This is a genomic window from Anaerobacillus sp. ABD4_527, assembly GCF_056160805.1.
In genome coordinates, this window is the sequence record NZ_JBSWXZ010000001.1 from 1344969 (window position 1) to 1357776 (window position 12808).

Genomic DNA, 12808 nt, shown 5'->3' on the forward strand with positions numbered 1-12808 from the left:
CCTCCTTTTACATCTTCATAAATCCTATAATGATCAGCAAGCAACCCGGAAGGTAAGAAAGTTTATCTACCCATTTGATTCCTGATGCGAGATTTCCACATTTCAATCCTAAGAAAACAAATAGGGAGCTCATACATGCGATCAACAAAGCCGTTTGAAGAGGGGCATATCCAATCATGGATGCACCAATCCCTGCACCAAACGCATCAAGCGATAGAGCAGCGCCTAACATGACCGCCTCGATCCCTGTAATCGTTCCAGAATCGTCAAAATCTGCCGTTGTTGGCTTTCGTAATATGCTGATGACAACACCGAGAGATCTTATCTCAAAGTGAAGTAACGTCCGTTCCGTTACGGATTTCTCGGCATCAGACCCTCCTCGAAACATTTGATACAGAACCCATCCGCCAAGAGCAATTAGAATGCCTCCTCCAATTCTCTGAGCGAGTGTATCGGAAATCCATAATTGAAGGATTGAGCCCAAGCCCATCGCAACAAGCATTGATATCGCTGAACAAATCGTCAAAATAATAATTGATTTAAACGGAATCTTCATCTTACGCAATCCGTATGTTAAGCCAGCTCCAAATCCATCGACACTTACAGCAAAAGCGAGAAAAAACAGTGAAACCCAGTGCATTGGCGAGCTCCTTCCATACTAAAATCTTTGATAGTATATGAACAGAGCCCTTCCAACGCTACGAATCACCTTTTCTCTTGACAGCGAGGACAGTACGTCGTCCCTCTTCCACCAACAACTGTCTTCTCTAGTAAACCATCACATTTCTTACATGCTAACCCTACTCTTCCGTATACAAAGAGGCTTTCTTGATACGTACCGACCTTGCCTTGACTATTCACATAAGATCTTATCGTGCTTCCACCTTTTTCAACTGCGTCTTTAAGTGTAGAGACAATTTCTTCGTGAAGTTTGGCCAATTCTTCAAAGGTTAGAGAAGATGCCACCCGCTCCGGATGTATTCCAGCTTTAAATAACGCTTCATCTACATAAATATTGCCTAGACCCACTACGATTGATTGATCCAGCAATACCGTTTTCACATGACGTCTTGTTCTTTCAAATCCACTTTTCAACACTTCAGGTGTAAATTGCTCAGAAAATGGTTCGAGTCCTAACTGTGAAAGAGGTAATACATCTTCTTCAGTATTTAAAGGAAAAAGGTGCATCGTACCAAATTTACGCACATCGTGATAACGAAGCTCAGTTCCATCCTCGAATGTAAAAAACACATGGGTATGGTGATCAAATTCTTCATCACTTCTTGACACCCTATATTTCCCCTCCATTCGAAGGTGAGAAACGATCACATCGTCCGTTAACATGAGCTTTAAAAACTTCCCTCTTCTCTCAACCCCTGTAAACGTTTGGCCAATAACTTTCATCTTAAATTCTTCTATATCATCTGGTGCTTTAATAATCTTTGGCCACTTGATTACAACGTCTTTTATTTTCTTCCCTACAATGAGATCCTGTAGTGTTTGTTTAACCGTTTCTACTTCCGGTAACTCCGGCATAATTCTCTCTCCTTTGATGCGAATTACTTAGCATCATACCAGGTGGAGCCATACTCATAATCAACCTTCAAAGGAACGACCAATTCAATAGCAGTTTCCATCACCTCAGGTACGATGCGTTTTAATGTCTCAATCTCTTCTTCAGGTGCCTCGAATATTAATTCATCGTGTACCTGGAGCAACATTCTTGTTTCGAGTTTTTCATCCTTCAATCGTTTATCCATCTCTACCATTGCTTTTTTGATAATATCTGCGGCAGACCCCTGTATCGGTGTATTCATAGCCGTTCTTTCTGCAAAACTTCTCTGGTTAAAGTTCCGCGAATTAATTTCTGGTAAGTACCGTCTTCTATTCATAAGCGTTGAAACAAAACCGTCCTCTTTCGCTTGTGTGACGACCTCATCCATATAACGCTTTACACCCGGGAAGCTTTCGAGGTACTTCTCAATAAATTCAGACGCTTCTTTCCTTGTGATTCCTAAGCTCTGTGAAAGTCCGTAATCGCTAATTCCATACACGATACCGAAGTTTACTGCTTTTGCATGCCTTCTCATTTCTGATGTAACATCTTCCTTCGTTACGCCAAAGACATTCATTGCGGTTTTCGTATGGATATCTTCTCCCTTTTGGAAAGCTTCGATTAAATTCTCATCTTCCGCGATGTGTGCAAGAACCCTTAGCTCAATTTGGGAATAATCCGCAGCAAACATCACCCAACTTTTCGTCGTTGGAATAAATGCCTGCCTGATCTTCCTGCCTTCTTCCAAACGAATCGGGATGTTTTGTAGGTTCGGGTCTGTAGAACTGAGTCTTCCTGTTTGGGTAAGAGCCTGATTAAAACGGGTATGGATTTTTCCAGTCTCTCTAAATGTAACTTTAAGCAATCCCTCTATATAAGTGGAGTTTAGCTTTCCTAATTGCCTGTATAATAATATTTCCGGAATAATCTCATGCTTACTTTCTAATTTTTCTAGAATATCCGCAGAGGTAGAGTATCCTGTCTTTGTCTTCTTGATCACCGGTAACTCTAACTTCTCAAACAATACCTCTCCAAGTTGTTTTGGTGAGTTAATATTAAATTCAGTACCAGCAAGCCCAAAAATACGTCCTTCAATTTCTTTCAACTTGTTATTGAGTTCCTTGCCCATTTTTTCTAAACGTTCTACATCTACGCTGACGCCCTGGGTTTCCATCTCTCCTAATACCAACGTAAGAGGCATTTCAAGATCATGGAAAAGTTCAATTTGACTATTTTTATCTAACTGCTCCTCGAGTGTTTCTTTAAGCTGATAAACAGCATATCCCTTTCTCACCAAATGGTCTGCAAGCTCTTGTTCATCTGGCACCGCACGTTTCGCACCTTTCCCGTAGATTGCTTCATCAGAAGAAACCACAGAGAAGCCTTCCCGCTTCGATATTGCTGAAAGATCATGCGTCGATTCAGATGGATTTAGAAGGTAAGAAGCGATAACCAAATCAAATGTTATCCCTTTTAGGTGTATTCCTTTCCAACCAAGTGCGACGACAGCTCTCTTGGCATCAAACACCCACTTCTTCTTTGTTTCATCTTGAAGATAAGACTGAAATCGTTCAGACTTAAGCGCAACGTCACTAGGAATATAGAAATTCCCCTTTTTATTTACAAGAGAAAATCCTTGTATCTCAGCATTATGATAATTCTCTTCCATTACTTCAACAATTAAAGCAGATGGGTTTAAGAGATGATCATCATTTACTTCATCCAAGAACTCAACCTTAAGGTCATCCATTTCCTCTTCTACTTCACTCTCTCCTCCGATGCGTTCGAGAAGCGTTTTAAAACCCAAATCATGAAAGAGGGTACTCACCTCTTCTGATTTGAAACCTTCATATACCATATCGTTAATCTCAATTGTGAGAGGCGTTTCCTTAAAAATAGTGACGAGCTCTTTACTCATCATCGCCTTATCTTTATTATCCTCTAACTTTTCTTTTAACTTCTTTCCGGAAACGCTATCGATCGAATCATATACGCCTTCAAGTGTTTCAAATTGCTTTAAGAGCTTGAGCGCTGTTTTTTCTCCAACACCAGGAACGCCAGGAATATTATCAGAGTTGTCCCCCATTAGGGCCTTCATATCGATGATTTGTTCAGGCTTAATCCCGTACTTTTCATCCAAGAATTGAGGATCGTATGTATCGATATCCGTTATGCCTTTTCGAGTTAACGCTACATGAACATTATTCGATACGAGCTGAAGGAGGTCCTTATCACCAGAATATATTTTTACATCCCAATTTTCTTTACTGGCCATGTCAGACACTGTGCCAATAATGTCATCTGCTTCATAATTCTCAATCTCAAACCGCTTGATATTAAAAGCGTCCAGCATCTCTCGAATAACAGGAAATTGTTCACTTAATTCTGATGGTGTTTTCTGTCTTCCACCTTTGTATTCTGTATATGTCTTATGTCTAAATGTTGTTTTTCCTGCATCGAATGCAACTAGCATATGAGTTGGTGTTTCGTTTTCTATAATTTTCAAAAGCATCGTTGTAAAGCCATAGACCGCATTCGTATAAACACCTTTATCGTTGTTTAATAAGGGCAGTGCGAAAAACGCTCTATAAGCGATACTATTTCCATCTATCAATACAAGTTTATTCTTCAAAGATAAACCTCCTATATCATTTGAATTTAAGTACTCATCACAAAAACACCTGTCTTATCCATTTTACCACGGTGGCATGTAGAATGAAAAAACAGGTGTCGCTTATCGTATTGAATAACAATTTCAAAAAAAAGAAGACGAGTATAAACTCGTCTTAAATCATGCTCTAGTCATGATGAAGGGGTCAAGTATCACTTTACAGATATAATTTTAAGGGCATATAAACGAAGTGTAAAGATTCCGTAAACCTTAATAAATTCGTTTTTTTAGTAAAGTTATCGTAAAAGTAGACCCTTCACCAAGTTCACTCTGGACAGAAATTTTTCCATTGTGAGCTTCAACAAGATGTTTTACAATCGCTAAACCAAGTCCAGTTCCACCTAAGTTTCGGCTCCTGGCCTTATCAACACGATAGAAACGTTCAAATATTCTTGGCAGCTCTTCTTTCTTAATCCCTATTCCAGTATCAGAGATTGTAAATTCAACCGAATCAGCTAGTTCTGTTACATTGATCATAATTCTTCCATTTTCAGGTGTATACGTAATGCTGTTCGAGATTAAATTTAGGAAAACTTGCTTCAGTCGATGAACGTCCCCTTTAATTTTTGTTTCCCCTTCATAGGCAGTCGTAACTTCAATTGCCTTTTTATCAGCTTTATTCTTTGTCATTAGAACGCAGTCGTCAACAATCTCTTTGAGGTTCGCATCCTGCCAATTTAAAGCAAAATGAGCCTGTTCCATTTTGGATAAATCGAGCAAATCTTGTATCAACGTTTGAAGTCGTTCACTTTCGTCATGAATGATTGTAAGAAACCTCGTACGAAATTCCTTATTTTCCATGGCACCATCCAATAGTGTTTCGGCAAACCCTTTTAGAGAGGTTACAGGTGTCTTCAATTCATGAGATACATTCGCTACAAAATCTTTTCTCATTTGCTCGAGTTTTTTTAAATCGGTTATATCATGAAAGACTAGTACTACGCCTTTCATTTGATCATTCTGAGAAAGGATAGGAGCACCGGAAACATCAAAGTGACGGTACTCTAATCCAACTGGGAGCTCTAATTGTTTCCGAACTGTTCCTTCTACTAATAATGTTTCTTCTACAAGTTGAACGATTTTTGTATATGGAATGGCTTCATAGTACAATTCGTCTATGTAATCACTGGTATTGATACCGAACGTATCTTTATAAAATCGATTCACAAGATTGATATTTCCTTTCACATCGATCAATATCAATCCACTATTCATATTTTCAATCAGTGTCATCAACCGATTTTGCTGAATTTCATAGGAATTCGTCATGTTTTCCATGTTTCTTGCAAGGATGTTCAATGAGTGGCTAAACTGTCCAGTTTCGTCTAACTTATATTCATACGTTCGCGCTTTAAAATTTCCTGAAGCAAGTTCATTCGCAACTTTAAGCGCACCTTCGAGCGGCTTTGTTAATCTACTCGAAATGCTGATACTAATATAAACAAAAAGGAAATACGCTACGGCAAAAGAAATGCTAAGAATGAACCACATATTCTTAAGTTCTTCACCTGAAGCATCCGCAAACAAAATTCCTTCAAAAATATTGCCGATGATTACGACCATCATGATAAATAAGAAAAAGAGAACAATAAATTGCCCATTTAAAAATCGAGATCGGAACCGTCTCATCAGGAAGACGGTCCTTCTAACTTATAACCAAGACCACGTATCGTTTTAATATACTCCGGTTTGCGGGTATTTTCTTCGATCTTTTCTCTTAAATGACTCACATGAACATCAACAATACGAGTATCTCCTACAAAGTCATAATTCCAGACTGCACTCAATAATTGTTCTCGTGTAAGTACTCGTCCTTTGTGTCGCACTAGATAAACTAGAAGCTCAAACTCTTTCGGAGTTACTTCCATTAGTTCCCCTTCAAAATAAGCTTCGTAATTATTAGGATAAACATCCAATTCGCCAACCTGGATTCTTTCCGCTTCTTCTGGTGCACCTTTCATGCCTTCCATTTGTTTGATCCTTCTTAAAATTGCCTTTACACGTGCCACTACTTCTCGAGGACTAAACGGCTTCGTCATATAATCGTCTGCACCTAGCTCTAGACCCAACACTTTATCGAATTCATCATCCTTAGCAGTCAGCATGAGAACCGGTGTGTAAATATGTCTGCTTCTCATTTCTTTGCACACCTCTAGACCGTCCATCTCTGGAAGCATCAAGTCGAGTATGATACAGTTTGGCTTTTCTACCTCAATCTTTTGAAGAGCTTCAGCCCCATCTTCTGCTGTTACTACTTCATATCCTGCTTGTTCAAGATTAAATTGAAGCAATGTCATGATAGACATTTCATCTTCTACTACAAGTATCTTCTGAGCCATTGGATTACCCCCTAAGCGTTTTCCCCGTTTCATCTATGTTAGAGCCGATCATCAGGCATATTTATTTTTTCCTGAATACCTACATAATACTATTCTTTATGCAATTGAAAAAGGGATACTTCTCTAGGAGCGCTTACATAGGGGATTGTAGGACCAAATGAATTCGTGAGATTCTATTTATTTTCATTAAAAAAAGAGCCTTAGTGGCTCTTAGAAATTCTCAAACGCTGTTGTCTTTGTTAAAGACTTTGTAGGATACGGTGGGCAAACAACGAATTCTCCGTTTAGAACGAGCTTTCCTTCTTCATTCTTCCCTTCAACTTTAACAGTAATAACATGATCCTCTTTGTTCACATCGATTACTTCAAAACCAAAATGAAGTGCTTCATAATGATAAACTGGATTATCAAATGTAACTTCTTGTTTCTTTATACTACTACCAGGTCCAGGCAGATACTTTGAGATAGCACCTGAAACGATAGCCAAAAGCATAATCTGTGGCACAATCGGCTTTTTGAACGGTGTTAAAGATGCGTAATCATGCTGTATGAAAAGAGGGTTATTGTCATTAGAAATCCCAAGATACAATAACAGTTCACGATCATCTATTTTTTCCGTAACTTCTAATTTTTCACCAACTGAAATTTCTTCAATCATTCTACCGATTTTTCTTTTTTTTCCTAAAAGCATCGTCCATCCCCCTTTTAAGAAAGCGCTTTCTTAAATTTAGTAAAAGAGATCCGGCTTGAACCGGATCATCTTTTTAATTTAGTACAGTCATTACTTTACGAACAGAGTCTGCAGATTTATCTAATTGCTGCTTTTCTTCATCCGTAAGCTCTAGCTCAATTATTTCCTCAATTCCACTTCCACCGATGATTGTTGGAACACCTAGATACAAGCCATCATACCCATACTCGCCTTCAAGATAAGCAATTGTCGGAAGTACACGACGTTGGTCTTTTAGTATGGCTTCTACCATTTCAACAAGGGAAGCAGCAGGAGCATAATACGCACTTCCGTTACCTAATAGACTTACGATTTCTCCTCCACCTTTACGAGTGCGCTCTACAATTTCTTCGAGTCGCTCTTCGGAGATGAGGTTACTCAACGGAATTCCACCAGCAAATGAGTAACGGACTAAAGGCACCATATCATCACCATGGCCGCCTAATACGAAACCAGTGATGTCTTTTACGGATATGTTTAGCTCTTCTGCGATAAATGAACGGAAGCGAGCAGTGTCAAGAATACCTGATTGACCGATCACGCGATTTTTAGGTAAACCTGATTCTTTAAATACGGTGTATGTCATCGCATCAACAGGGTTTGTTAGAACAACAATAAGAGTATTTGGAGAGTGTTTGACAACTTCATGTGTCACACTCTTCATGATCTTAGCGTTCGTATTAACAAGGTCGTCTCGACTCATGCCTGGCTTCCTTGCAATTCCTGCTGTAATCACTACGATGTCAGAATCAGCTGTATCTTCGTAATTGGACGTCCCAGTTATTTTGGAATCAAACCCTTGAACAGGACTCGCTTCAAACATATCAAGCGCTTTTCCTTTCGTAGGACCTTCCTGGTTTGGAATATCTACGAGCACTACATCAGAAAGCTCTTTCTGAGCTAGCAAGAAAGCTGTCGTAGCACCTGTAAAACCTGCTCCAATAACGGATACTTTTTTGCGTTTTATCGTCATACGGACGCCACCCCTTTAAAGGAAAATAAGTTCTAACGTTTAATTAATTCATGTTCTTGATTAGTTCATCACCAAATTCAGAAGTCTTCACTTCAGTTGCACCTTCCATTAAACGAGCGAAATCATACGTTACTACCTTGCTTGCGATTGTTTTTTCCATAGAATCTAAAACAAGTTTAGCAGCCTCGTTCCAACCGATGTGCTCAAGCATCAACACTCCAGAAAGAAGAACTGAAGAAGGGTTAACTTTATCAAGACCAGCATATTTCGGTGCAGTACCGTGAGTTGCTTCAAAGATTGCATGACCACTCTCATAGTTAATGTTCGCTCCAGGAGCAATTCCTATCCCACCAACTTGAGCAGCAAGCGCGTCAGATACATAGTCTCCGTTTAAGTTCATCGTAGCCACTACATCAAATTCTGCAGGACGTGTTAAGATCTGCTGCAGGAAGATGTCTGCAATTGCGTCTTTTACGATCAATTTACCTTCTGCTTCAGCTTTTGATTGAGCTTCGTTAGCTGCATCTCTGCCTTTTTCTTCTACGATTTGGTCGTATTCAGCCCACGTAAACACTTTATCACCAAATTCTTGTTCAGCCACTTCATAACCCCAGTTTTTGAAAGCTCCTTCAGTGAATTTCATGATGTTACCTTTGTGAACGAGCGTTACGTTTCGACGTCCTTCATCAAGCGCGTATTGAATCGCAGCTCTAACAAGGCGTTTCGTACCTTCTTCAGAAACTGGCTTGATACCGATACCAGATGTTTCTGGGAAACGGATGTTTTTAGCGCCCATTTCTTCACGTAGGAAAGAAATTACTTTCTTAACTTCGTCAGAACCTTTTTGGAACTCGATACCAGCGTAGATATCTTCAGTATTCTCACGGAAGATAACCATATCAGTGTCTTCAGGTCGTTTTACAGGGGAAGGAACTCCCTTGAAATAACGAACTGGACGAAGACAAGTAAATAAGTCTAGCTCTTGTCTAAGCGCAACGTTAAGAGAGCGGATCCCGCCGCCTACTGGAGTCGTCAGAGGCCCCTTAATCGCAATTATGTATTCACGAATTGCTTCAAGTGTTTCAGCAGGAAGCCATTCTCCTGTCTTATCATGTGCCTTCGCACCTGCATAAATTTCTTTCCAAGTAATACTCTTTTCACCAGAGTATGCTTTATCAACCGCAGCTTCAAGTACACGAGATGCAGCTGCCCAAATATCTGGACCTGTTCCATCGCCTTCAATATATGGAATAATTGCATGATTTGGAACGTTTAGTACCCCATTATTTACGGTAATTTTTTCTCCATTAGCCATTTGATATTCCTCCTATTGAAATCTACATTTTTTGAGAGGGAAGGAATGATCCTTCCCTTAGTGGTCTTATCGGTTTTCTACGTTAACGTATGTTTGATTTGTTGCGCCTACGTACTCTGCACGAGGACGGATCAAGCGGTTATTGCTATATTGCTCTAGAATATGAGCGATCCAACCTGATACTCGGCTAACAGCGAATAGCGGTGTGAATAAGTCATGGTCGATGCCTAGACTGTGATAAACAGAAGCAGAATAGAAATCTACGTTTGGCGGTAATCCTTTTTCAGAAGTCACAATCTGTTCCATCTTTGCAGACATCTCATACCACTTTGTCTCACCAGTCAACTCAGTAAGCTTACGGGACATCTCTTTAAGATGCTTCGCACGAGGGTCTCCAGTTTTGTACACACGGTGACCAAAGCCCATGATCTTCTCTTTTTTCTCGAACGCATTATGAAGATAAGACTCTACGTTCTCTTCGCTTCCAATTTCAGTAAGCATCTTCATAACTCTTTCATTAGCGCCACCGTGAAGTGGTCCTTTAAGTGCGCCGATTGCGGATGTCACACCTGAATAAATATCAGAAAGGGTGGCTACACATACACGGCCAGTAAATGTCGATGCATTCAACTCATGATCGGCATGCAGCACGAGCGCTTTATTGATCGCAGTTACCGCTACGTCTTCTGGCAATTCCCCATTCAACGTGTAGAGGAAGTTCGCCGCAAAGCTCAAATCTTTCTTAGGACTAATCGGTTCTTTCCCTTCACGAATACGGGAAAAGCTAGTCACGATTGTAGGCAATTTCGCCTGAAGACGAATCGCTTTACGATAATTCGCTTCTTCACTCATATCATCTGCTTCTTCATCATAGAGTGCAAGAGTAGAAACTGCTGTACGAAGCGCAGCCATAGGAGACACCTTATCACTTGGATAAGATTTAATTTGATTAATGATCTCTTCTGGAATAGCTGCTTCTTCTGCAAGCTTAGAAGAAAACTGTTTTAACTCTTCCTTATTTGGTAGTTTATCATTCCATAACAAATAGATTACTTCTTCAAAACTAGCATTTTCTGCAAGATCATCAATGTTGTAACCTCTGTATGTTAAGACATCGTTTACAATTGAACTGATAGATGACGTCGTTGCAACAACGCCTTCTAATCCGCGAGTAGTCGTCATACTTTCCCTCTCCTTTTCCATATTAACATTCTTTTTTTCTAAAAATTCTGCTTTGATAACGCTTTACAAACACTCCAAAAAAAAGGAATCTTATGTACAAAGAAGGTGCGTCCGTCTCCATTATAAACAAAAATCTGACATTTGTGAATGAATATGCAGAATTTGGCGACTTCCTTTTTTTTCTTAAAAGCCTATTGGATACGTGTTCTAGAGTCGAGAAGCCTAGTCTGAACGGTAGTTCAGTTTATAAACTCGACAAAAAAACACACCCATACCATTCCTCACAAATCGACAGGTTTGATGTACTATTAAGGAAGATTCCTAGTGAATAAACAGAACGCTTCTTTAAGCATAACAAACATTTTAAAATTTTTCACGAATTCAGCTAAAATGAATTTGATTGCAATAATCGAACAAGTGTATTATTAAAGTAGAATGTTATTGGAGGGGGCGCTTTATTGAACTGGCATTATATACACAGCATTCTCCGATTTTTAATCGTTATAGCAGCTGTTGTATTAGGATTATTTTTACTATATTATGTATGGCACTTTGCTTATCCCTTCGTAATCGCCTTGCTCCTAGCCTTTTTGATCAACCCACTTGTCGATCTACTAGAACGTAAAGTAAAGATGCCAAGACCAGCTTCAGTTGCACTATCGATCGTTTTTTTAATCGGCGTTCTCGCAGCTTTTTTAACCCTGCTTGTGAACGAAATCGTGCAAGGAGTCGTTTACTTAGCTGACGTTCTTCCCGAGAACTTTAGAGAAATCGTTACGTTTATTGAAGAACTATTTGTTTCACACGTTTTGCCTTTGTATAACCAGCTTGAAGACCTATTCAAAGACTTGAATAAAGATCAGCAAACAACGATCATGGATAACATACAATCGATCGGCACCACTGTAACGACGGCTGTTACAGATATCCTTCAAGCACTCGTTGAAGGAATCCGTTCCATCATCATCAGCTTACCAACGATTATTACAGTGTTGATCTTTTCTTTGTTAGCTACTTTCTTCATCAGCAAAGACTGGTATAAATTTATTAGTTGGGTAAAGAAAAAAACACCAGGTGACATCCAAACAAGTATTGGGTCCGTTTATAAAGATCTCAGAAAAGCGCTCTTTGGATTCGTTAAAGCACAACTTACTTTGATATCGATGACGGCTGCCATCGTTCTAATAGGATTGCTTATTCTCCGTGTAGAGTATGCAGTAACCATCTCGATCATCATAGGACTTGTTGACCTTCTCCCATACCTCGGTACTGGAGCAGTATTCGTTCCATGGATGATCTATTCATTCCTTACTGGTAATTACGGTTTAACGATTGGACTTGCCATTCTTTATGGAGTCGTTGTCATTCAACGACAACTTGTAGAACCAAAAGTATTATCTTCTAACATTGGTCTTGATCCACTCGCAACATTGATCGCATTATTTGTTGGGTTTCAAATTTTTGGTTTTATTGGATTGATCATTGGTCCTGTATTTCTAGTTGTACTCAAAACGTTGTATCATGCTAATGTATTTAAAGATGTATGGCACTTTATAATCGGAGAAAACAAAAGAAAAAGCTGAAGGGAATGCGCCTTCAGCTTCACGCTGTCGAGATGAGTTCCGACAGCTTTTTTGTTATTATCTTCTAATGAAAACGAATTGACCATTATTCATTCGTTTCTCTAGAAACTTTCGCAGCCAACGCTTGAAAGGCTTTCTCGTTGCGGGTACTAAAAGTAAGAAACCGATCGCATCGGTAATAAAGCCTGGCGTTAACAACACGACACCACCGACTAATATACACAAGCCATCAAGAATCGCATCACCAGGCATCTGACCAGTTTGCATTTGACGGTTTACCTTTTGTATTGCTTCAGAGCCTTCTTTTCTTGCGAGCCACGCTCCAAGTACTCCTGTTCCTATTATTAATAATATAGTGGGAATCAAGCCTAACGTCCGCCCTGAAAGGAGCAACAAACCTATTTCAAGTGCCGGAACAATAATGATAAAAAGAAGCAAGATACGAAACATGTCTTAGGGCC

11 protein-coding genes are annotated in these 12808 nt (G+C 39.5%); 1 reads left to right on the top strand and 10 read right to left on the bottom strand.

Features of this window, described 5'->3' with window-relative positions; all coding sequences use genetic code 11:
• Positions 1–7 precede the first annotated feature (7 nt).
• From ytaF to citZ, 9 genes are all read right to left on the bottom strand, one after another.
• The gene (gene ytaF, locus ACXAHI_RS07110) at positions 8–640 is read right to left on the bottom strand and encodes a sporulation membrane protein YtaF (RefSeq protein WP_474846936.1); all 633 of its coding nucleotides are present in this window, start codon (positions 638–640) and stop codon (positions 8–10) included.
• Between the two features lie 65 nt (positions 641–705).
• Positions 706–1536 carry a DNA-formamidopyrimidine glycosylase gene (gene mutM / locus ACXAHI_RS07115; RefSeq protein ID WP_474846937.1) on the bottom strand — a complete coding sequence of 277 codons (831 nt, stop codon included), beginning with the start codon at positions 1534–1536 and terminating at the stop codon, positions 706–708.
• A 23-nt stretch (positions 1537–1559) separates the two neighbouring features.
• Entirely contained in the window at positions 1560–4187 is a 2628-nt protein-coding gene (gene polA / locus ACXAHI_RS07120; protein ID WP_474846938.1) for a DNA polymerase I, read from the bottom strand.
• 249 nt (positions 4188–4436) lie between these two features.
• Positions 4437–5855, bottom strand: coding sequence for a two-component system histidine kinase PnpS (gene pnpS / locus ACXAHI_RS07125; protein WP_474846939.1), 1419 nt, complete (start codon positions 5853–5855; stop codon positions 4437–4439).
• Positions 5855–6565: a response regulator gene (locus tag ACXAHI_RS07130; RefSeq protein WP_474846940.1), complete on the bottom strand. Its 711-nt coding sequence runs from the start codon at positions 6563–6565 to the stop codon at positions 5855–5857. Before ACXAHI_RS07130 ends, pnpS begins: the two co-directional genes overlap by 1 nt.
• A gap of 210 nt (positions 6566–6775) precedes the next feature.
• Positions 6776–7255: a MaoC family dehydratase gene (locus tag ACXAHI_RS07135; RefSeq protein WP_474846941.1), complete on the bottom strand. Its 480-nt coding sequence runs from the start codon at positions 7253–7255 to the stop codon at positions 6776–6778.
• A gap of 73 nt (positions 7256–7328) precedes the next feature.
• Positions 7329–8267 (bottom strand): malate dehydrogenase, encoded by a 939-nt coding sequence (mdh, locus tag ACXAHI_RS07140; protein ID WP_270179554.1) that lies wholly within the window; start codon positions 8265–8267, stop codon positions 7329–7331.
• Between the two features lie 43 nt (positions 8268–8310).
• The gene (gene icd / locus ACXAHI_RS07145) at positions 8311–9582 is read right to left on the bottom strand and encodes an NADP-dependent isocitrate dehydrogenase (protein WP_270179555.1); all 1272 of its coding nucleotides are present in this window, start codon (positions 9580–9582) and stop codon (positions 8311–8313) included.
• A gap of 66 nt (positions 9583–9648) precedes the next feature.
• Positions 9649–10764 (bottom strand): citrate synthase, encoded by a 1116-nt coding sequence (gene citZ / locus ACXAHI_RS07150; protein ID WP_474846942.1) that lies wholly within the window; start codon positions 10762–10764, stop codon positions 9649–9651.
• A gap of 458 nt (positions 10765–11222) precedes the next feature.
• Here citZ and ytvI point away from each other — a divergent pair, with 458 nt between their 5' ends.
• Positions 11223–12347 carry a sporulation integral membrane protein YtvI gene (ytvI, locus tag ACXAHI_RS07155; RefSeq protein ID WP_474846943.1) on the top strand — a complete coding sequence of 375 codons (1125 nt, stop codon included), beginning with the start codon at positions 11223–11225 and terminating at the stop codon, positions 12345–12347.
• 57 nt (positions 12348–12404) lie between these two features.
• Here the strand turns inward: ytvI and ACXAHI_RS07160 are convergent, their stop codons facing one another.
• Complete coding sequence (locus ACXAHI_RS07160; protein WP_474846944.1) at positions 12405–12797, bottom strand: FxsA family protein; 393 nt, start codon at positions 12795–12797, stop codon at positions 12405–12407.
• Positions 12798–12808 lie beyond the last annotated feature (11 nt).

Bases quoted from the DNA above. Each gene is read 5' to 3' on its own strand.
- ACXAHI_RS07135 (WP_474846941.1), bottom strand. From the start codon at position 7,255: ATGCTTTTAGGAAAAAAAAGAAAAATCGGTAGAATGATTGAAGAAATT.
- citZ (WP_474846942.1), bottom strand. From the start codon at position 10,764: ATGACGACTACTCGCGGATTAGAAGGCGTTGTTGCAACGACGTCATCT.
- ACXAHI_RS07130 (WP_474846940.1), bottom strand. From the start codon at position 6,565: ATGGCTCAGAAGATACTTGTAGTAGAAGATGAAATGTCTATCATGACA.
- mutM (WP_474846937.1), bottom strand. From the start codon at position 1,536: ATGCCGGAGTTACCGGAAGTAGAAACGGTTAAACAAACACTACAGGAT.
- mdh (WP_270179554.1), bottom strand. From the start codon at position 8,267: ATGACGATAAAACGCAAAAAAGTATCCGTTATTGGAGCAGGTTTTACA.
- icd (WP_270179555.1), bottom strand. From the start codon at position 9,582: ATGGCTAATGGAGAAAAAATTACCGTAAATAATGGGGTACTAAACGTT.
- pnpS (WP_474846939.1), bottom strand. From the start codon at position 5,855: ATGAGACGGTTCCGATCTCGATTTTTAAATGGGCAATTTATTGTTCTC.
- ACXAHI_RS07160 (WP_474846944.1), bottom strand. From the start codon at position 12,797: ATGTTTCGTATCTTGCTTCTTTTTATCATTATTGTTCCGGCACTTGAA.
- ytaF (WP_474846936.1), bottom strand. From the start codon at position 640: ATGCACTGGGTTTCACTGTTTTTTCTCGCTTTTGCTGTAAGTGTCGAT.